Consider the following 17,812-nt stretch of genomic DNA (forward strand, 5'->3'; position numbering starts at 1 on the left):
CGCGGCCAGCAGGGTCTGTTCCAGCTCGGCGAGCGCGCTCTGGCCCGTGCTGTGGCCGCGTGCGGTCGCCGCTGTGCGGGCGGCATCGACGAGCTGGGCGGCCAGGCGGTGGCGCTGCGCGGTGAGTTCGCGCATTCGCTTGCCCTCCAGCCGTTCCTGGGCCTCGCGCAGAGCGTGTCCGAGGTCCAGCAGGCGCTGTACGCCGGCGGGGTCGGTGCGGGTGAGGAGGTTGGCCAGCCAGGCGCTCTGAGTGGGGCGGCGCAGGCGGTGGATGCGATCGGCGAGTGCGCGCTCGCCCCTGTGCCGGGCCTGCTCGGCGGCCGCGTTGCGAGCCGCGGTGAACCGGTCCGGTGTCACCCCGTAGAGGCGCTCTGCCACCGCGTCGAAGTCCTCCACCAGCACTCCCGACCGCTGCCGGAGATCATGCCGCCCCGGGTTGGCGGCAGGGTCCACGCATCGGGGCCGAAACGGTGTCCCTGCCGCCGTCGCGGCATCCGGCCGCCCTTCCCACGGTGCCGCATGTCCATGGCGCACGCCTGTGCCAGAGGGCCGATCGGGCCCGGACACACAGAACGCGTACCAATCCCGCGGCTGCCCGCGGGCTGACGGGTGCTATAGGTGGCCAAGGACGTCCCGGCCCGCGCCACCGCCAGCTTCGAACCCCGTCCGCTCCGCGCGGGAAGCTCCGGGCGCGGCGCGTGGCCGCCACGGAGCGGAGCCGGGGCCGGGGTCGATGGTGGATTCAGTCGTTCGGCGTGGTCGCCGCGGGAGGAGCGGCGGCGGGGGCATTCTGGACGCGTGAGACCTGGACGTGACGCGTGAGACCTGGGATCAACTATCGGCCTGGACGGCCCGGAGGAGGAGTTCGGCCGCGTCGGTGCGCAGGTACAGGACCGTGCGGCCGGTGCGGTGGCGCGCGAGTAAGCCGGCGCCCCGCAGGGCGGTCAGGTGGTGGGAGACGTTCGGGGCGGACAGGCCCGTGCGCTCGGCGAGTTCGCCGGTCGAGGCGGGGGCGTCCAGCTCGGCCAGCAGCCAGGCGCGGGTACGGCCGATCACCCGGGCCAGCCCTTCCGGCACCGCGTTGCCCGCCGTCTCCCACAGTGTTGCCACCCCGCGCGGCGGGTACACCAGGCCCGGCTGCCACGGCGGGTTCTGCTGGGAGAACACGCCGGGCCAGGCGAACACCGTCGGTACCAGGACCAGGCCCCGCTCCCCGTCCAGCCGCCGGTGGGCGTCGACCACCCGGTAGCCGATCCGCAAGGTGTCCCGTTCCCATACCACCTGCGGGTGCAGGTCGGCGAACAGCGCCGCCGGACCACCCGCGGCCATCTGCCGGGCCCGGCGCAGGATCTCACCCTCGGCGAGCCGCTCGATCCGGTCCCAGTGCGGGGCGACCGCGGCATCCCAGTACGCCCGGATCTCCGCCACCAGCCGGGCCAGACCGCGCTCCGGATCACGCGCCAACTCCGCTACCGACGGGGACAGTTCACCCCCGATCCGGGCGAGGTCGCGGCGCACCGTCGCGGGATCGGTGGCGGCCAGGTCGGCCAGCGCCTGCTCGATCGTCGGGCTGGACGCCGTCGGCACCGGAGTCAGGAAGTCCGGCACGTACACCGTCGGCAGCCGCACCAGCTGGGACAGCAGTTCCCAGCCCACCCCCGCCAGCCGCGCTCTGGCCTGCCGCACCCACGGCAGATGGACCGCGTGCCGGCCCGGGTCCTTGAGTACCTCAACGCTCGTCGTCACCTCGCACAGCGGCGAGCGGGCGAAACGCGTCCGGGCGAGGTCTTGTGCGGAGAACTCCCAGGTGAGCACGGGCCCTCCGTGAGGATTCGATCAGGATGGAATATCTGGGCGGCAGTGATCATTCCAGGAAGTCTCGGTGCATGACCACCGCCACACCCCTGCCATTGCGCGACCGCCTCGGCCTGCCCGACACCGCCGGCCGCGCCCGTCTGATCGGCGCCCACCTCGTCGACAGCCTCGGCACCGGGTTGATCCTCGCCTTCGTCCTCGTCTACTTCACCCACACCACCAACCTCCCTCTCGCCGCGGTCGGCGCCGCCGTCTCCACCGCCCGGCTGCTCGCCCTGCCCACCGCCCTCGCGGTCGGCCCACTGATCGACCGCCAGGGCGCCCGCGTCGTGGCGGTCGGCGCCAACGCGCTCTCCGCACTCGCCTACTGCGGGTTCCTGCTCACCCACCAGGCATGGCAGATCGTCCTGGTCTGCCTGCTCGCCCAGATCGGCCACGTCGGCTACTGGACCGCCAGCACCGGCCTGGTGCTCCTCGCCTCCCCCAAGGGCGAGCGCACACGATGGTTCGCTCTGGTGCAGACGCTGCGCAACACCGGCATGGGCCTCGGCGGGGCCCTGGGCGCCGTCCTGATGACCGGCGGCGGTACCGGAGTGCTGCGGCTGCTGGTGGTGCTCAACGCGGCCAGCTACCTGCTCGCATCCATCCTGCTGGCCACGTGGCGGCCCGCCGCTGCACCCGCGCGGGAGGCCAGGACGGCCGAGCCGGGCGGCTACTGGGAGGTGCTGCGGGACCGGCGATACCTGCTGCTGGTGGCGGTCAACCTCAGCTTCGTCTTCGCGTCGATGATCCTCAGCATGCTGCTGGCCGCCTACCTCACCGTCGGCCTGCACCGCAACGCCTCGGTGGCCGGCGCTCTCCTCGTCCTCAACGGCGTGCAGGTCGTACTCACCCAGAGCATCGTCGCCCGCCGTCTGGAGGGCAGGCGTCCCACCCGGGTGGTCGCCGCCGGAGCACTGCTCAATGCGTTCGCCTTCGGTCTCTTCGCGCTGCTCGCAGCTGCCCCCGGCTGGGCCGTCCTGCCAGGCCTGTACGCCGCGATGCTCGTGTACAACCTCGCCGAGACCGTCGCGACCCCCTGTCGGGAGGATCTGAGCGTCTCGCTCGCCGACCCGGCTCAGCGCGGCCGATACCTGGCCGTCTACCAACTCTCTTGGAACGTCGGCCAGGCCGTTGCCCCCGGCCTGCTCACCCTGCTGCTCGACCGTGGTGCCGCCTGGCCCTGGCTCTTTCTGCTCGTCCTCAGTCTGGCCGTGGTGCCCGGCCTACTGCGGCTCGGCCGGCGCCCTGACACTTCATGTGCCCGACACGTCTGACGAGCCCTCGGACAGCTGCGAGGTACGGGGCGAGTACGGCATGCTCTGCACGTTCGCCCGTACCGGGCTGTGCACTTTCAGGGCTCTGGCAAGACTAGGGGCGGCCGCACACCACGAGGAATTGCTTCCGCGGCCGACCGGCTGTATTCGTGCAAGGCGATGGTCGACGGGGATCGTGGGGGCGGCGGCGCACCATCAGGTCAGGGCCTTGCACGGTTGGGCTGTTCGCCGGTCCGGCGCTTGCCGACGGCTGGTGGCGGTCGGGGTGGGGGGGGGTGCCGGGGGCGGGTCAGGACGCGGGGCCAGTCGGTGATCAGCTCGACCAGTTTCTGGGCGCGTGTGGCACCGGTGCTTTTGCGGATCGTCATCTCCACCTACCAGGAGATCGTCCGCTGGCTCGGCGACCACGACCCGACCACCCGCCGGCTGATCGAATCCATCCTCGAGGAAGAGGAGGAGCACGCCGACGACCTCATCGACCTGCTGGCCAGCTGAACCATCATCCACGCTTCTCCGCCTCAGCGGAGCGGTCATCTCCACTGGGCGGGTGGCTCGTTGTAGCGCCGTCCCGCCTGTTCGCCGAGAACGGTGAGCCTGGCCACCACACCGTCGGCCGGGTGATGGCATGCCGCGCGGGCGCCGGGCACGGCGTGGCGGGGCGAGCCGCCAGGGGCGGGCAGCAGCCGGGCGACGGCTCCCAGCGTGCGGACGAAGACGCCCGGAGCCAGGCCGTGCGCGAGGATCGCCGCCTTCGCTGCGGGTGTCAGCACCAGCTCCGCCCGGCCGCGCCCGGCGGCGCGGACGATCGCACGGGCCGCACGCCGGGCATCGACGGACAGCAGGGGCAGCGACGCGGACGTGGCGAACCACGCGTACTCCCGTCCCACCTGGCCCGCGAACTCGGCGGCGTTGTGCGATCCGGTGCGCATCAGACCGGGTAGCACGGTGGTTACCCGGATGCCGTCCGCGGCGAGTTCGGTGTGCAGTCCCTCGGAGAGCCCGGTGGCGGCGAACTTCGCGACCACGTACGGCAGCAGATGGGGTACGGGAACGCGTCCGCCGATCGAGGTGATGTTGACGATGTTCCCGCAGCGGCGGGCCCGCATCCCGGGCAGGACGGCCAGTACCAGCCGGAGCGGTGCCGCCAGCATGGTCTCCACCGCCCGCTGGAAGTCCTGTTCCTGCAGCGCGGCCAGCGGCCCGACCTGGATGATCCCGGCGTTGTTGACCAGTACGTCGGGCTCGCTGCCCAGGCGTCGCCGGGTCTCCTCCACCAGCCGCCGTGGCGTGTCCGGGTCCAGGAGGTCGACCGCGGTGGAGGCGACCTCGCCGGGTCGGCCGCGCAGTGACCGCTCCGCGGCGGCCAGCGCTTCGGTGTCCCTGGCGCAGAGCATCACCCGGCAGCCGCGGTCGGCCAGCTCACCAGCGATGAGCAGCCCCAGGCCCCGGGACGATCCGGTCACCAGGGCCGTACGGCCGGCGAAGGCGTCTTGAGCGTTCATCGGTCTCTCCCTCGTCGCTGTGACCGCCGACGAGGTGACAGGCCTTCGAACGAGGATCCCGTTCGGCGTCCTCTCCGGCGGACTCGTAGCGCCTACCCGCGACCCGCCCGCGATAACGACCGGTCACGGCCGCCGCCGTCCCTCTCGTGCTCGTGGAACGAGCCGACAGCGGCGCCAGCCTGTCATGGAGCGGGAACGGTAGGTGTTTGATTCGGCGGCGCCGGAGTCGCGGAGGTTGACGCGGACGGCCGGATCACGGTTCGTCCGGCGGGTCCCCGGTGCTCACTCGGTGGCACCGGCCATGATGTCGACCAGAAGCAGCCATGGAGAAAAGCGCCCGGGGCGACGCCAAGGAGAGCATCGACCATGTCCGATACCACCGGTCCCTACCCCGTGAACAGCAACGCCCACCGCGTGGCATCGGCGGCTCGCGAGTACGGATGGCAGGTCGTGGTGGAACCGGACGGTGCGCTGCGGATGTCGCTCCTTGACTGGACGGTCCACGCGGTCTTCTCGCCGGACGGCCGATTCACCACGGCGCGGGCCGACGGTCCGGGCAGCGACTGCCTCGCGCTAGGAATGGTGGAGGTCCTCGACGTGCTGGAGGAGTACGGCAGTCCGTCCGCGCCGCAGTGAGGCCGGAGGCTGTCGGGCCACCGGGTTCACCGCGTCGCGTCGTGGCGGACTGCGGTCGTACCCGCGGGGCCCAGGGGCCGACCAAGGACCAGCTGTACGAGGAGGCGAAGAAGAACGTCAAGGGCCGTTCCACCATGAGAAAGAACTGGCCCGTGCAGTGAGCTTCCGGACGGCCTCGGCGAGCCGGTTACCGTGCTTTCGCAGGTTCACGGTGTGGACACCGCAACTGCGAGCCCCGCCGTCCGCCCCGCGCGGGAAGCTCCGGGCGCGGCGCGTGGCCGCGAGGACGCCGTCCGGGCACATGGCGCGATCGCCGCCCGCCAGCATTCCCGTCGCAGGCAACAGCGGCCAGGCGACACAGCAGAGCTCCCGGACCTCGCGACCACCGCTGCGCCGTGCTCGGCCAGGAGGCAGGCGCGCGCCCGGCGTCAACTGCCTCGGGAGCACCGCACCTGGTTGCGGACTGGTGGAGTCGCGTGAGGCTGGGTGTATGAGTGGTCTGTCAGCTGGAGCGCAGGCCCGCCGCAGGGCGCATGTGATCGTCCGGCCGGTCGGCGATGACGGGTCGGGTGAGCCGGCCCGGCGCGTGGATGTGGATGGCAGTCCGGTGGGCCATGCTCACAGCGCGTCCGATGTCACCGAGTTCATGCGGCGTGCCGACCTGGACGCGGCGCTGATCGATGACCCTGGGATCGTCGAGTGGCAGGGCGGCGGGCCTGACGTGTGGGAATGAGCGGCGGGACGCCGCGCGAGGACAGGTAGCGGTTCGGCCGGGGCTCTGGGCGAGGCGGCCCGGGGCAGCGTCAGTGCGCGGTTCAGGTTTCGTCCTCCAGTCGGATCGCCTGCTCCAGGGATTCGACCGCCTTGTCGGTGTGTCCGCTGCGCTGTTCCAGCAGGGCCGCGGCGATGGCGTCGAGCTTGCGCTGGATGGCGTGTTCGGCGCGCCGTTCGGCGTTCTTCAGCAGTGCGAGGAGCAGCAGTGTCACGGCGGTCATCAGGTCGCCGATCAGTAGTTGCCGGCTGAGGGACAGGCCGACGGCGTGGACGGCGATGAAGGCGGCGACCAGGAGCAGGCACAGCAGGAAGAACACGGGTGAGCTGGTGAAGTTCGAGGCGCGTTCGGCCATGCGCTCGAAGTGGCCATGGCCGCTGTCGGTGCGTTCGGCGGGATGCCGGAAGGACATGGGTCCTGCATAGTGCTCCGAGTTTCGGGGTGGCGCCCGCCACGCCGGTGGCAAGCCCTGGTACTCCGACCGGGCATCGCCGTCACGCTGTCAGGACGGGCGCCGCCGCAGGTCCTGGACGTATACCCGCCCGAGCACCATCCGGTCTTCGGCAAGAAGATCCCGGGCTTGTGGCTGGTCGACCTCTCCAGATCGCCGAGCACCGGGAGCCGGGCGGTGAGCCGGTGACCGAGGCGTGGGACTGGTATCGCGAGCCCTGTCCAGGGTCGGGACCAGCGGCCCCATATCCGGACTCGCCCTGGCGCGGACCCCGAGCGAGGGTGGGAGGCGTGGACATCATCGTGCTCAACGCCCCGCAGCAGCTCCAGAGCCTCGGCTCCCTTCACGCCGCCCTGCCGGAGAGTCCCAGGTCGCATCAGCCGGGGCCTCTCACCTTGTGCGGCCGACCCACCCACGGGATGAGCATCGTGGCCCAATGCTCCACCCAGGCCGGCACCGCCTGGTACCCGGCGGAGCTGGCGGGCACGACCGCCAGGTGCACGGCGTGCGCGGCCTATCTGGACGAGCGCGGGTAGCCCTCGGCCACCGCTTCACCTGCCGCGACGAGGCCACCCTCACCCACGTTAAGCGCATGGCCCTTACAGCTTCGACGACATGTTCGTCCCCGAGGCGATCAACCCGACCGCCATCGAGCAGCTGCGCGTCATCCGAGAGATCTTCCCGCCGGAGAAGGAGGCGCTGGGGTGCCTGGCCATCGAGATCGAGAAGCTCCAAACCGACATGGCCTCAGCTCACCGGCGGATATTGACGGTCTGCAAGGGCAGCCACCGCCGCGCCCCGCTCGCCGCAGCTGTCCTCGCCCGGCGCGGCGGGCCGGCGTTGATACCCGGGCCGCCGCCATCCGCGCTTGGCACATCGGCGAAGGCGTCCACCCGGTGATGGGTGGAGGTGGCCGCCGTGGTCTGGGGGCTGCCCGGATCGGGGGCGGGTAGCGGCCAGGTGGGCTGGTCGAGGTGGTGGCGCAGGGCGTCGAGCCGGGCGAGGTGGGTGTCGAGGGCGGCGTGGACGGTGCTCGTAGTGGCGGCCACTTGTGCTTCGAGGTCGTGGATCCGGTCCAGGAGGTCCTGCCAGCGTCTTTCGGTGGCGGCGGCGGGGTCAGGCGCGGCGTCGGTCGCTGTCATCGCGGAGCTGGGTGGTGTGGTGGGTGAGGGCGTCGAGGCGGGTGGCGAGATCGCCCTGGCCGGTGCCCAGGTGGGGGCGGACGGCGGCGAGGGGCTCTATGAGGTCGGCGGGGTCGGTGGTGCCGAGGGCGGCGATCAGGGCGGCCTGGGCGGGGCGGGCGCCGGGGGCGAGTGCGGTCGTGGTGATTTGGGCGGCGAGGACCCGCAGCTCGGCGGCGTTGTCGCGGGCCCAGACGGCCACGGTGCGTTCGGCGGCGCGGCGGTCACGAACGGCCTTGACGCGTTCTGCGCCGGTCCCGGCGGTTTGGCGGGTGGTTCCGGCGGGGCGCAGGCGCAGGTAGCGGTTCTCGGCGGCCTGGCGGCTGGCGACGCCCATGGGGTGGGCGAGGTCGGCCCAGGTGGCGCCGGCGTTGCGGGCGTTCTCCACGAGGCCGGCTTCCCAGCCGGCGAGCTGCGCGCGTAGTTCACGCAGCAGGACCAGGGCGGCCAGGGCTTGCCCGGGGTCGGCTTCCTCGGGGCTTTGCGCAGCCGGTGGGGCGGCTGCGGGGGTCTGGGCGGTGCGGACGGCGTCGTCGATGGCGGCCAGGGCTGCCAAGGCGGCGAGGAAGGAGGCCGGCTCGACGGGCGTCTTCGGCCTGGTGGCGGGCTGCGGGGGCTTCTCACGCATGTTGTCACTCTACCGATGACGAGCATGATTTGTCATCGGATGGATGACGTGTTAGAACGGTGTCAAGGTGAAGCGCACTGGCACCCTTTGATCCCAGTTGGAGGTGTTTCGCGATGCTGTTGCGCACCGACCCGTTCCGCGAGCTGGACCGACTGACCCAGCAGTTCCTCGGTACGAGCGGCACGTGGTCCCGTCCCACGCCGATGCCGCTGGACGCGTACCGCGCGGGCGAGGAGTACGTGATCTGCTTCGACCTGCCCGGGGTGGACCCGGAGGCGATCGACATCGACGTCGAGCGGAACATGGTGACCGTCAAGGCCGAGCGCCGTCCGCGACACCAAGGCGAGAACGTGAAGTGGGAGCTGTCCGAGCGCCCGCTGGGTGTCTTCTCGCGCCAGGTCATGCTCTCCGACACGCTTGACCCGGAGGGCATCACCGCCGATTACGACGCGGGCGTGCTGACCCTCAGGATCCCGGTCGCGGAGAAGGCCAAGCCCCGGAAGGTCGCGGTCGGTCACAGCGCGGGCCGCAGGCAGATCCAGGCCTGACCCGGCCCCGATACGGTCCCGTGCCGCCCCGAACATCCCCCCGGCGGGACGGCGCGGGACACCCTCACCCCCGTTCGACAGGCCGCGGCGCGCGTGCCGGCCGGGCGGCCGGCGAGCAGCCCGTGTAAGCCCAGGTCCTGCGCCGAAGGGAGGATTCACGGTGACGCTCCGATGGGAGGCGTTCCTGGACCGCGTCCGGGAACGCGGCGAATACGACGCACCTGAGGACGCCGAACGCGCCGCCCGCGTCGTGCTGGCCTTGCTCGGCGCCCACCTCGTGGGCCAGGTCCGCGCCGACCTGGCGGCCCGCCTGCCCGAAGCCATGGCCCTGGTCCTGCTCAACCCCCTCCAGGCCGCAGAACCGCTCACCCCTGAACGGTTCGTACGCGCCACTGCCGCCTGGATCGACGGCGCCACCGAGACCACCGCCCTGTGGGACATCGGCGCCGTCCTGTCCACCGTCGCCGACGCCGCCAGCGGTGAACTCATGGACCGCGTCCTGTTCCAGCTCCCGCCCGGCTACGACCTGCTCTTCGGCCGCCCAGGTGCCGGCCACCGCCCCTGACCCCGCTCCGCCGCACCGCTGCCCGCTTCGCGTCGCCGCGCCGACCGCGCGGCCCCACCCCGGAAGGCCGCTCGTCATGACCTGCTACCGCCGCCTCCTCCAGCAGATCCGCACCGGCGGCCGCTACCCCAGCGACGAGGAAGCCGAACGGGTCCTCGACGCCGTCTTGGCCCTCCTCGGTTCCCAGCTCACCGGCGACGAACGCTGCGACCTCGCCGCCGCCCTGCCCGAACGGGCCCGCGCCGTCTTCGCCGCTCAGATCCCCCTGCCCCGTCCCGTCACCGCCCCCGCCTTCGTCGAAGCCCTCGCCCACACGCTGGGCACCAGCCTCACCGCCGCCCGCTGGGACGCCTCCTCGGTCCTGGCCGCCCTCGCCACCCTCACCGACCGCCTCCTCGCCCACCTGCCCCGCGGCTACGCTCTGCTGTTCGGCCGCGCGGACCTGGCCGCCGTCGCCTGAAGTGGCGGGCCCGGCCCGCGAGCGCGGGAGCGCTACCGGGCCAGGCCTCCGCTGCCGACGACGCGGCCCATTGGACGAGGCCACGACCCGGGACAGGCGAACCTCTCCCCGGCCGGAAAGGAGTCCTCATTGGCCGCTGAGCCCGACCACACCACGCCCTGCTGCCCGGCGGCGCTGCTCGTCCTGCACGACGGCGAGCAGGATTCGGCTTGGTCTGCCGGGGTTGAAAACCACTGATCCTCGGAGTGTTTGTCGCGTGAGGGAGCGGCAAAGCGCGAAATGACAGCTCCACGAAACGGAAGGACCGCCCGCCATGACTTCCAAGAAACCGGCAACCCATCACTCCATGGACGAAGGCCAGGCCAGCCGGCACCAAGGCCGACACCACGGCTGGTCCAGCGACATCGACGCCGAGCACCAGGAACCGAACGACAGCGCCCACCGCTCCTTCCACCCCGACAGCTACGCTCCGGAGCCCGGCCCGGGCCGCGAACCCGCCGAGGAGGAGCATCGCGAGGTCCCCGGGAACACTGTGCACAGCGAGGGCACCCGAGGCGAGGAACAAGGGCCTTCCAAGCACCGGCGTGACTACGGTCCGCAAGGCCCTTCCGGCCGCCCGGCCGGAGGATACACACAGAAGGCACACACCGGAGTCGCACCGAAGGAGCCGCAAAAGCCCGAGGGCGGCCGCTGAACCGAGGCCTAGTTGTTCTGGCCCGTGAGGTTGGGAACCCGGCTGGCAGGTGGCTCTACGGCGCTGCGGACGCTGGCCTCGGACCGGCCCCCGGGCCGCCGCTCGAGGTGACGGGCGCGGCGGACCCGTAGTTGGTGAGGCGTTCTCCAGGTCCTGCTGCCAGCCGGTCAGCCCGTGATGGTGCTGGCGCCGATCATCGCGGCCCTGAACACGCCGTTGATGTCGTAGAAACGTGCCGCCTCGGAGGTGGCCTGGATCAGGAGGCAGCAGCGACCGCGCCGTCCGCTGCTGATTGCTTCCGTTGGCCTGGCCCCACTCGGGTTCGTGACATAGGCCAGCTGCTCCACGGCTCCGACGATGTCGGAGTAGTCGTGCGGGAAGTTGCCGCGGTCCACGCCGGCGTAGGCGGGCAGACCCGTGTAGGCGCCGCCGAAGCTGGCTTCTGCGGTGTTGCCGGCTCCCGGCCCTGCCCCGGGAGCAGGTTGCGCACGCGTTTGCCGATGGGCGCCCCGGGCAAGCGCCTGACGGCGGCGCCAAGTGCTGCACCCTCGACCTGCACGGCACCGCTCTTCCCAGGAGCTGAACCATGCCGACACCACGCGCAGCCGCCACCGAGGTCGCGCTCGGGTCCGGCGCGCCGGCGCTGCCCACGCCGCGCGGCCCGTACTCGGCCGCCGTGTGCGCGCTGCTGCGCTCCGGACCGCCGGGGGCGGGCCGGCTGCTCGACCTCCCGCAGCGCGAGAGGGTGGACCCCTGGGGCGAGGACGTCCAGCTCGCGCTCCAGCTCTGCTACGAGCTGCACTATCGCGGCTTCCGCGGCGTGCCGCCCGAATGGGAGTGGGACATCGAACTGCTGGGCCTGCGCCGCGAGTTGGAACGCGGCTGGCTCGCCGCCCTGCGCACCGCCACCCAGCCGGCCGAACCCCTCGATGCCCTGCTCGACCGGCTGCTGACCGAGCCCCGTGACGGCAGCGGCCCTTCGCACTTCCTGCTCGCCGAGGGCGAGCGGTGGCAGGCCCGCGAGTACCTGGCACTGCGCTCGCTCTACCACCTCAAGGAGGCCGACCCGCAGGCGTGGGCCATCCCGCGCCTGCACGGCGCGGCCCAAGCAGCCTTCCTGGCCGTCGAGTTCGACGAGTACGGCGCCGGCCGGGCGGATCGCGCGCACGCCCGCCTGTTCGCCGAGATGATGGCCGACTTCGGCCTCGACCCGAGCTACGGCCGCTACCTCGACGCCGCACCCGCCCAGGCGCTGGCAGTGGTCAACCTGATGTCGCTCTTCGGCCTGCACCGGGCCCTGCGCGGCGCCCTGGTCGGGCAGTTCGCGGCCGTGGAGATCAGCTCCTCACCGGGCTCGGCGCGGCTCGCGGCGGCCTTCGCGCGGCTCGGCGCGGGGGAGGCCGGTACGCGGTTCTACCGCGAGCACGTGGAGGCCGATGCCGTCCACGAGCAGGTGGTCCGGCACGACGTCATCGGCGCCCTGCTGCGCGAGGAACCGGAACTCGCCGTGGACATCGCGTTCGGCGTCGCGGCGACGGGGATCGTCGAGGACCGGTTCACCGAGCACCTGCTCGGCTCCTGGCGGGCCGGGCGGAGCTCACTGCGCACCGGCCGAGCCCTCGCGCGTTGACGCCCGAAGGCACGGCCGGTGACGGCGGTGGCTGGTGTCGCAGAACGGATACCGGCGGCTGCGCCGGCAGGCGCACAGCGCGACCACGGGGCGGTCGCACCGCACCGTCGATCCGTCCGGCAGCAGCACCTCCACCGGTCCCTCGATCAGCACCGGCCCGCCGTCGACCAGCCGCACCCGGCGAGGCTCCCGGCCAGCCCGGCGCGGTTCACTGTCAGCCGGCCCGGACACCGCGGATCACCACCAGGTCCTCGTCCCGCTGCCCGGGCGTGATCAGTCCGCACTGTTCGAACCATCCCGCGCGGGCCTTCATCACCGGGCCGAACGGCTGCCGCCGCCGGGCCGTCACCCGCGCGACCACGCCGCCGCGGGCCAACGCGGACAGTGTCGCCGCGACGTCGGCGATCGCGGACTGGACCACCAGCAGCACCCCGCCCGGCCGCAGCACGTGCGGCGCCTGCGCACAGAAGCGGTCCAGCACCAACCGCCCGTCCGGCCCGGCGTCCCAGGCCCGGGCGATCCCGTGCCGCGGCGCGGCCGCCCGCCGGGCCGGGACGTACGGCGGATTGCTCACCACCAGGTCGAAACGCTCGTCCGCCACCGGCGCGGTCAGATCACCGTGGCGCAGCCGGACCCGGCAGCCCTGCCGCCGCGCGTTGAGCCAGGCGCAGAAGAGCGCGTGCCACGAGACGTCCACCGCCACGACCCGTGCCCCGCGCCGCGCAGCGGCCAGGGCCAGCGAACCGCAACCGGTGCCAAGGTCGAGCACCTCGACACCTGCCTGCAGTCGTTCGCGAAGGAGGCACTCCAGCAGCAACGCGGTGTCCCCCTGCGCGGGGTAGACCCCGGGCAGCCGCAGCGAGGTGTCCAACGCGCGCAACGGCGGTACCGGCGCAGTCGTCTTCCGACAGGGCGTGGTAAATCCGGAGCGGCCACTCATCGTGCAGGTCCTTCCAACGCAGTCTCCCTCGGCCCGCGTCTGCCCCCGGCCACCCCGCGGAAACGGCTGCGACATTGTTTCGCCGTCGCCGTGCCGGTCAGACGCTCGCTACGTCCGCCCGCCCCACAGGCGGCCCCTCACCTTCAGGAGCGCACCATGCCGCGGCTGGTCACCGGCGATCCGCACCGCCCCGGCTGGACCCGCGTCCGCCGCGGCTTCGCCTACCGCGAGGCGGCAGGAGCCGCGATCAGCGATCCGGACACCCTCGCGCGGATGGGCCCTGGTGATCCCGCCAGCCTGGCGCGAGGTCTGGATCTGTCCACATCCGCGCGGGCACCTCGAGGCGACGGGGATGGACGTTGCTGGCCGGCGCCAGTACCCGGGGATCAGGACAGAGTCATAACGGCTACTACGGCGTCGGCGGCGAACACTCCGACTGCGAAAGGCGGCACCTATGACCACCGCGAGGGCGCTCACCGTGCGCCAGCCATACGCCGATGCCATCGTGTACGGCCCGAAACGGATCGAGAACCGCCCCAGACCCACCAAGTACCGCGGCCTGCTCCTCATCCACGCCGGTCTGGTCACCTACAGGGGCCTCCTCCCGCCAGCGAACCCCGATTGGCCGGACGAGAGAGGCGCCATCATCGGCACCGCGCAACTCGTCGGCTGCCACCGTGCCACCGAAGGTTGCTGCCTCGAATGGGGATTCCGTGACAGCTGGCACTGGGAACTCGCGGACGTCCTGGCTCTTGCCGCGCCTCTTTCGGTACGGGGAGCGCTCGGCTTGTGGACCCCCAGCGAGGACATCCTCCGGGCCATTCGCCAGCAACGCTGTCCCATGCGCGACGAATCCAGAAGCGACTCCCGGCCGGATACTGCCCGCGGATTGGAGCCCTGAACTCCTCAGGCCTCTCTCCTGAGGGTTCCTCCCGCCGAGCCCGGCACCGGCACTATGGCCTTCGGACTGCCCGACGACGAAGGCCGGTCCCTGCATGTCCGGGAAGGTCGGAACCTGTCACCTCGCCTCACCATCGAATCCACAACCACCGGCCCGGGAGCGCCTCGCGAACGTCGGCTGTCCCCGGTAAGCCGCCACGCAGCCGGGGTCCCCGCGCAGGGCCGGGTAAGGGCTACCCGAGGATCGCGTCCGCTGCCTTCTGCAGGAACCCGGGGTGCTCGGGCCTGCGGGGCGCCGCATCGCGGATCTCGATCATGCGGGCACCGATCTGCTGGAGCGCTGTGCGTCCGAGCGCGGCCCGCACCTTCGGGAAATACGTGGACACGCCCGGCACATTCCGCGTGGAGATCAACGGGGAGGTAGCCCGGCCGCTCGCCGCCGAGTCCAGCGGGCCAGCAGCACACCTGCCTGCACGCCGTCCTGCTGCCGCGAACCGCCGCAAGGGCGAGCGGAGTGTCACTGCGCCCCGGCTCGTGACGTGCGGCGCCGACCCACGCGCAACGCGATCCAGGGCAGAATGAGCCAGCAGATGGCGAACCAGAACATCACGGCTCCCGCGACCGCCCAGGCGATCGCCGATCCGGTGGCGACGTGGAGAAGCAGCACGAGGGCGGCGCCGACGGTGATGCCGAGCAGGACGAGCCCCAGGACGATCATTTTGGCGCCGGCGCGGACCAGTTCGGGCATCATCCGGTGGCCGGCGAGGAAACGGTGGAAGGCGACCGGAGCGATCAGCGTGCCGGTGGCAACGGCTCCGAGGACCACCGTAACGTCGTACAGCGTGCGGTCGACCGGGCTGATCCGGGTGAACCGCGGGGTGAAGACCACGCTGATCAGGAATCCGAACAGAATCTGCGCGCCGGTCTGGGCGACCCGGACCTCCTGCAGCATCTCAGTCCACTTGCGGTCCGCCCTCGCCTCCGACTCCTCGTTCTCGCTCCCGCCCACCGTTCAGCCCCTTCGCGTACCCGAACCGCAGTCCACATGATTCGGCATCACCCGGACTGTGCTCTGCAACCGCGCGCTGCGGCCGCCACGCTTCCTCCGCCCGGCCCACCCGCTGCGCCAGCTGCCCAGACGGGGACCCGGGTTCCGGTGATCGACGCGGCCCCGGCCCGCCCGAACGATTACTTCCCGGTGGGGAGCCGGTGAACGGGACAGTCGGCTGCAACCTCCTGCCGTCGGTGAGGAGGCATCTGTCTGGGAAGAGAACGATGTCGTGAGCACCTCTGACGGAGACGCGGGAGCGCTCTGCGGAGCAGCGGAACATTCCGGTGTTCGCCCCGAAGGATGTCCCTGCCCAGGGAACGGCCAAGAGCGAGGGGGCCGGTCAGGGCAGCGGGGTGCCGTCGGCAGCGTTGAGGACCCCAAGCGGCCGCCCGCAGTCCCGCTTCGACGGGCGGGCCGTCTTCACGGCCTGCCCCGAGGCCGGCACCGCGCTGGAGATCAACTGCCGGCACGAGCGCGGTAGTCACCAGAGCAGCAGGCCGCCGAGCACGGCGGCGGCGACCCGCGGCCGGTTGCGCGGGGGTGAGGCGGGTAGCCGCGACGGCGTCCAGCCTTCGCCGTCCGACCGGCGCCTCGAGAGGTCTCGGCTTCGGGCCCGCCCGCCGGGTCGCCGAACGCGGGCCAGCATGCTCTGAACTCGGCCGAGCAACTCACTTGAGGGCCAAACAGAAAGAAGGACCAGACAATGCGAGCAGTCACATGGCATGGCCGGCGCGATGTCCGCGTGGAGGAGGTCGCTGACCCCTGTCTCCGGGACTCCACCGATGTGATCGTCGAGGTGACCACCACCGGTTTGTGCGGATCGGACCTGCACCTCTATGAGGTCCTGGGCCCCTTCCTCGATCCGGGCGACATCCTGGGCCACGAGACGATGGGAACCGTCCGCGAGATCGGGACCGAGGTCACGGCGCTCCACCCTGGCGACCGCGTGGTCATCCCGTTCAACGTCAGCTGCGGCACCTGCCGTCTGTGCACCGCCGGTCTGTACTCGCAGTGCGAGACCACGCAGGTCACCGAGTACGGCAGTGGGGCCGCACTATTCGGCTACACGAAGCTCTACGGCCAGGTTCCCGGCGGCCAGGCGGAACTGCTCCGGGTCCCGTTCGGCAACACCCTGCCGATCAAGGTTCCTCACGGTCCGCCCGACGACCGCTTCGTGTTCCTGTCCGATGTCCTTCCCACCGCCTGGCAAGCCGTCGAGTACGCCTCCGTTCCGGCCGGCGGTAGCCTCGCTGTCCTCGGCCTGGGACCGATCGGCGACATGAGTTGCCGTATTGCCGCCCACCGGGGTATCGCCCAGGTCATCGGCATCGACCTGGTTCCGGAACGCCTCGCCCGCGCCCGGGAGCGCGGTGCCACCGTTCTCGACCTGATCGAGCACGGCGACGACATCGCCAACGTCGTGCGTGACCTCACCGACGGCCTCGGCCCGCACGCGGTCATCGACGCCGTCGGCATGGAGGCCCACGGCTCACCGATCGCCGAAACGGTCCAACGCGCAACCGGCCTGCTCCCCGACGCTCTGGCCGAACGCATCATGCGCCGTGTCGGCATCGACCGCCTCCACGCCCTGCACCTGGCCATCGACATGGTCCGCCGCGGCGGCACCATCTCCGTCTCCGGCGTCTACGGCGGCATGACCGACCCGCTGCCCCTGCTGACCCTTTTCGACAAGCAGATCCAACTGCGCATGGGCCAGGCCAACGTGCGCCGCTGGGTCGACGACCTGCTGCCGCTGGTCACAGACGGCGACCCGCTCGGCGTCGAGGGCTTCGCCACGCACCACCTGCAGCTCGCGGACGCGCCGTCGGCGTACGAGATGTTCCAGCGCAAGGAGGACGGCGCGGTCAAGGTCCTCTTCCAGCCCTGACCCCGAGCGGGAGCCATCACCTGGCCGGAGGAGACAGCCGTGCGGCCGACCGCGGGTGATGTTCGGTCCGGTACGTTCGTGCTGTCCGCGCCGCCGGGAGGCCCTGGCATGTCCGCCCGCCGACCAAGGCCGCCCCCTTTGGTCCGCCGATCAGCGGTCAGTTTTCACCCGTCGCTGACAGTCGTCGCGTGCGGGAGTTGAAGAGGTGCACCCGGAGGTATTGACCTGAATCGAACGCGGAGGAGACTGGTCATTACACCGGAAAACCGGGCAGAGCCATTCTGGCTGATGGAGACGTTCATCGAGCCTGATGGTGATGATCCAGGATCCGGCCTAGGCCCCCGGCAAGTTCGCCCGAACACCGGAACCATCAGCGACGACTGAAGGTTTCAGGACGAGATCGGAGCTACCGGGGACTGACACGTCCGGGGTCGGTGCGATCCCCGCGCGGGAACCTTGAAACGGCACTCGCCGTTCTCCACGAAGGTGCCAAGCTCGCTCAGCCGGAAGCCGTTCGGACAGCCCCTGACCTCAACCTCACGGGTCAGAACACCCAGCGCCCGACCCGGGAGCACCTGGACCTGCCGGACCCGATCGGCTACCGCCACGAGGGCGGCCCGGTGCTCCTGGACGAGGCCACCGTGCGGCTGCTGATCCGCTGCCACAAGCTCGGGCCTGGCCCAGGCGAGGGCCACGGTGAGCGGGTCAGCCCCGCGTCGGCGAACACGGCCTCGATGTGGTCCAGCAGGGTCGGCGGGCCGTGCTCCAGCTCGACCTCGAACTCGGTCCAGCCGCAGACCTCGGTACTGGTCCCGCCTGCCGGGCCGCCCTCGTC

24 protein-coding genes and 3 pseudogenes are annotated in these 17,812 nt (G+C 71.6%); 14 read left to right on the forward strand and 13 right to left on the reverse strand.

Going from position 1 to position 17,812, the window contains the following annotated elements; translation table 11 throughout:
* A pseudogene (locus ABD369_RS37940) lies at positions 1-396 on the reverse strand (hypothetical protein); the annotation flags it as partial.
* Positions 397-831: 435 nt separating this feature from the next.
* A complete protein-coding gene (locus ABD369_RS37945) occupies positions 832-1,815 on the reverse strand; it encodes an ArsR/SmtB family transcription factor (RefSeq protein ID WP_344641207.1) in 984 nt (327 codons plus the stop codon).
* A gap of 71 nt (positions 1,816-1,886) precedes the next feature.
* Here ABD369_RS37945 and ABD369_RS37950 point away from each other — a divergent pair, with 71 nt between their 5' ends.
* Together ABD369_RS37950 and ABD369_RS37955 are read left to right on the forward strand one after the other, a co-directional pair.
* Complete coding sequence (locus ABD369_RS37950) at positions 1,887-3,131, forward strand: MFS transporter (RefSeq protein WP_344641208.1); 1,245 nt, start codon at positions 1,887-1,889, stop codon at positions 3,129-3,131.
* Between the two features lie 357 nt (positions 3,132-3,488).
* Positions 3,489-3,626 (forward strand): annotated as a pseudogene (locus tag ABD369_RS37955) (bacterioferritin); the annotation flags it as partial.
* Between the two features lie 35 nt (positions 3,627-3,661).
* On the opposite strand, the gene ABD369_RS37960 reads toward ABD369_RS37955, so the two are convergent.
* A complete protein-coding gene (locus ABD369_RS37960; RefSeq protein WP_344641209.1) occupies positions 3,662-4,633 on the reverse strand; it encodes an SDR family NAD(P)-dependent oxidoreductase in 972 nt (323 codons plus the stop codon).
* A gap of 366 nt (positions 4,634-4,999) precedes the next feature.
* On the opposite strand from ABD369_RS37960, the gene ABD369_RS37965 reads away from it, so the two are divergent.
* The 3 genes and pseudogenes from ABD369_RS37965 to ABD369_RS37975 all read left to right on the forward strand — a co-directional run bounded on the left by ABD369_RS37965 (position 5,000) and on the right by ABD369_RS37975 (position 6,002).
* Positions 5,000-5,269: a hypothetical protein gene (locus ABD369_RS37965; RefSeq protein WP_344641210.1), complete on the forward strand. Its 270-nt coding sequence runs from the start codon at positions 5,000-5,002 to the stop codon at positions 5,267-5,269.
* 34 nt (positions 5,270-5,303) lie between these two features.
* Positions 5,304-5,430 (forward strand): annotated as a pseudogene (locus ABD369_RS37970) (plasmid stabilization protein); the annotation flags it as partial.
* A gap of 374 nt (positions 5,431-5,804) precedes the next feature.
* Positions 5,805-6,002: a hypothetical protein gene (locus tag ABD369_RS37975; protein WP_344641211.1), complete on the forward strand. Its 198-nt coding sequence runs from the start codon at positions 5,805-5,807 to the stop codon at positions 6,000-6,002.
* Between the two features lie 82 nt (positions 6,003-6,084).
* Here ABD369_RS37975 and ABD369_RS37980 read toward each other — a convergent pair whose 3' ends face one another.
* Positions 6,085-6,453 (reverse strand): low affinity iron permease family protein, encoded by a 369-nt coding sequence (locus tag ABD369_RS37980; protein WP_344641212.1) that lies wholly within the window; start codon positions 6,451-6,453, stop codon positions 6,085-6,087.
* Positions 6,454-6,782: 329 nt separating this feature from the next.
* On the opposite strand from ABD369_RS37980, the gene ABD369_RS37985 reads away from it, so the two are divergent.
* Positions 6,783-7,028, forward strand: coding sequence for a hypothetical protein (locus ABD369_RS37985; RefSeq protein WP_344641213.1), 246 nt, complete (start codon positions 6,783-6,785; stop codon positions 7,026-7,028).
* Positions 7,029-7,091: 63 nt separating this feature from the next.
* Here the strand turns inward: ABD369_RS37985 and ABD369_RS41430 are convergent, their stop codons facing one another.
* The 3 genes from ABD369_RS41430 to ABD369_RS38000 are packed head-to-tail and all read right to left on the reverse strand — an operon-like array spanning position 7,092 to position 8,301.
* The gene (locus ABD369_RS41430) at positions 7,092-7,235 is read right to left on the reverse strand and encodes a hypothetical protein (protein ID WP_425557871.1); all 144 of its coding nucleotides are present in this window, start codon (positions 7,233-7,235) and stop codon (positions 7,092-7,094) included.
* Between the two features lie 9 nt (positions 7,236-7,244).
* The gene (locus ABD369_RS37995; protein ID WP_344641229.1) at positions 7,245-7,634 is read right to left on the reverse strand and encodes a hypothetical protein; all 390 of its coding nucleotides are present in this window, start codon (positions 7,632-7,634) and stop codon (positions 7,245-7,247) included.
* On the reverse strand, positions 7,609-8,301 hold the full coding sequence (locus ABD369_RS38000) for a hypothetical protein (protein ID WP_344641214.1): 693 nt from the start codon (positions 8,299-8,301) through the stop codon (positions 7,609-7,611). The genes ABD369_RS37995 and ABD369_RS38000 overlap by 26 nt, the downstream gene beginning before the upstream one ends.
* 113 nt (positions 8,302-8,414) lie before the next feature.
* On the opposite strand from ABD369_RS38000, the gene ABD369_RS38005 reads away from it, so the two are divergent.
* The 4 genes from ABD369_RS38005 (at position 8,415) to ABD369_RS38020 (ending at position 10,568) form a co-directional block, all read left to right on the forward strand.
* Positions 8,415-8,849 (forward strand): Hsp20/alpha crystallin family protein, encoded by a 435-nt coding sequence (locus tag ABD369_RS38005; protein ID WP_344641215.1) that lies wholly within the window; start codon positions 8,415-8,417, stop codon positions 8,847-8,849.
* A gap of 160 nt (positions 8,850-9,009) precedes the next feature.
* Positions 9,010-9,414: a DUF2267 domain-containing protein gene (locus tag ABD369_RS38010; RefSeq protein ID WP_344641216.1), complete on the forward strand. Its 405-nt coding sequence runs from the start codon at positions 9,010-9,012 to the stop codon at positions 9,412-9,414.
* A 76-nt stretch (positions 9,415-9,490) separates the two neighbouring features.
* Positions 9,491-9,874, forward strand: a complete 384-nt coding sequence (locus ABD369_RS38015; protein WP_344641217.1) for a DUF2267 domain-containing protein — start codon at positions 9,491-9,493, stop codon at positions 9,872-9,874.
* A gap of 313 nt (positions 9,875-10,187) precedes the next feature.
* A complete protein-coding gene (locus ABD369_RS38020; protein WP_344641218.1) occupies positions 10,188-10,568 on the forward strand; it encodes a hypothetical protein in 381 nt (126 codons plus the stop codon).
* 167 nt (positions 10,569-10,735) lie between these two features.
* Here the strand turns inward: ABD369_RS38020 and ABD369_RS38025 are convergent, their stop codons facing one another.
* Positions 10,736-11,167 (reverse strand): ribosome-inactivating family protein, encoded by a 432-nt coding sequence (locus tag ABD369_RS38025; protein WP_344641219.1) that lies wholly within the window; start codon positions 11,165-11,167, stop codon positions 10,736-10,738.
* On the opposite strand from ABD369_RS38025, the gene ABD369_RS38030 reads away from it, so the two are divergent.
* Positions 11,155-12,198, forward strand: a complete 1,044-nt coding sequence (locus ABD369_RS38030) for an iron-containing redox enzyme family protein (protein WP_344641220.1) — start codon at positions 11,155-11,157, stop codon at positions 12,196-12,198. The two genes, ABD369_RS38025 and ABD369_RS38030, sit on opposite strands and share 13 nt — an antisense overlap.
* Here the strand turns inward: ABD369_RS38030 and ABD369_RS38035 are convergent.
* Positions 12,166-12,429, reverse strand: a complete 264-nt coding sequence (locus ABD369_RS38035; protein ID WP_344641221.1) for a CDGSH iron-sulfur domain-containing protein — start codon at positions 12,427-12,429, stop codon at positions 12,166-12,168. The genes ABD369_RS38030 and ABD369_RS38035 overlap by 33 nt on opposite strands.
* A complete protein-coding gene (locus tag ABD369_RS38040; RefSeq protein WP_344641222.1) occupies positions 12,413-13,138 on the reverse strand; it encodes a HemK2/MTQ2 family protein methyltransferase in 726 nt (241 codons plus the stop codon). The genes ABD369_RS38035 and ABD369_RS38040 overlap by 17 nt, the downstream gene beginning before the upstream one ends.
* Positions 13,139-13,421: 283 nt before the next feature.
* On the opposite strand from ABD369_RS38040, the gene ABD369_RS38045 reads away from it, so the two are divergent.
* Positions 13,422-13,541: a hypothetical protein gene (locus ABD369_RS38045; protein ID WP_344641223.1), complete on the forward strand. Its 120-nt coding sequence runs from the start codon at positions 13,422-13,424 to the stop codon at positions 13,539-13,541.
* 51 nt (positions 13,542-13,592) lie between these two features.
* On the forward strand, positions 13,593-14,039 hold the full coding sequence (locus tag ABD369_RS38050) for an ASCH domain-containing protein (RefSeq protein WP_344641224.1): 447 nt from the start codon (positions 13,593-13,595) through the stop codon (positions 14,037-14,039).
* Between the two features lie 232 nt (positions 14,040-14,271).
* Here the strand turns inward: ABD369_RS38050 and ABD369_RS38055 are convergent, their stop codons facing one another.
* Both ABD369_RS38055 and ABD369_RS38060 read right to left on the reverse strand, forming a co-directional pair.
* Entirely contained in the window at positions 14,272-14,424 is a 153-nt protein-coding gene (locus tag ABD369_RS38055; protein WP_344641225.1) for a hypothetical protein, read from the reverse strand.
* A gap of 131 nt (positions 14,425-14,555) precedes the next feature.
* Complete coding sequence (locus tag ABD369_RS38060) at positions 14,556-15,047, reverse strand: DUF6328 family protein (protein WP_344641226.1); 492 nt, start codon at positions 15,045-15,047, stop codon at positions 14,556-14,558.
* A 745-nt stretch (positions 15,048-15,792) separates the two neighbouring features.
* Here ABD369_RS38060 and ABD369_RS38065 point away from each other — a divergent pair.
* Entirely contained in the window at positions 15,793-16,977 is a 1,185-nt protein-coding gene (locus tag ABD369_RS38065; RefSeq protein WP_344641227.1) for an alcohol dehydrogenase catalytic domain-containing protein, read from the forward strand.
* Positions 16,978-17,575: 598 nt separating this feature from the next.
* On the opposite strand, the gene ABD369_RS38070 is transcribed toward ABD369_RS38065, so the two are convergent.
* Positions 17,576-17,812 (reverse strand): hypothetical protein (locus ABD369_RS38070; RefSeq protein ID WP_344641228.1); only part of this gene is annotated, 237 nt, incomplete at its 5' end.

Source organism: Kitasatospora cystarginea, assembly GCF_039533515.1.
Lineage (GTDB): Bacteria > Actinomycetota > Actinomycetes > Streptomycetales > Streptomycetaceae > Kitasatospora > Kitasatospora cystarginea.

Coding starts and splice junctions, on each gene's coding strand:
- ABD369_RS41430 (WP_425557871.1), bottom strand. CDS start 7,235: ATGTCGGTTTGGAGCTTCTCGATCTCGATGGCCAGGCACCCCAGCGCC.
- ABD369_RS37980 (WP_344641212.1), bottom strand. CDS start 6,453: ATGTCCTTCCGGCATCCCGCCGAACGCACCGACAGCGGCCATGGCCAC.
- ABD369_RS38065 (WP_344641227.1), top strand. CDS start 15,793: ATGCGAGCAGTCACATGGCATGGCCGGCGCGATGTCCGCGTGGAGGAG.
- ABD369_RS38000 (WP_344641214.1), bottom strand. CDS start 8,301: ATGCGTGAGAAGCCCCCGCAGCCCGCCACCAGGCCGAAGACGCCCGTC.
- ABD369_RS38015 (WP_344641217.1), top strand. CDS start 9,491: ATGACCTGCTACCGCCGCCTCCTCCAGCAGATCCGCACCGGCGGCCGC.
- ABD369_RS37960 (WP_344641209.1), bottom strand. CDS start 4,633: ATGAACGCTCAAGACGCCTTCGCCGGCCGTACGGCCCTGGTGACCGGA.
- ABD369_RS38005 (WP_344641215.1), top strand. CDS start 8,415: ATGCTGTTGCGCACCGACCCGTTCCGCGAGCTGGACCGACTGACCCAG.
- ABD369_RS38030 (WP_344641220.1), top strand. CDS start 11,155: ATGCCGACACCACGCGCAGCCGCCACCGAGGTCGCGCTCGGGTCCGGC.
- ABD369_RS38050 (WP_344641224.1), top strand. CDS start 13,593: ATGACCACCGCGAGGGCGCTCACCGTGCGCCAGCCATACGCCGATGCC.
- ABD369_RS37950 (WP_344641208.1), top strand. CDS start 1,887: ATGACCACCGCCACACCCCTGCCATTGCGCGACCGCCTCGGCCTGCCC.
- ABD369_RS37995 (WP_344641229.1), bottom strand. CDS start 7,634: ATGACAGCGACCGACGCCGCGCCTGACCCCGCCGCCGCCACCGAAAGA.
- ABD369_RS38020 (WP_344641218.1), top strand. CDS start 10,188: ATGACTTCCAAGAAACCGGCAACCCATCACTCCATGGACGAAGGCCAG.
- ABD369_RS37965 (WP_344641210.1), top strand. CDS start 5,000: ATGTCCGATACCACCGGTCCCTACCCCGTGAACAGCAACGCCCACCGC.
- ABD369_RS38040 (WP_344641222.1), bottom strand. CDS start 13,138: ATGAGTGGCCGCTCCGGATTTACCACGCCCTGTCGGAAGACGACTGCG.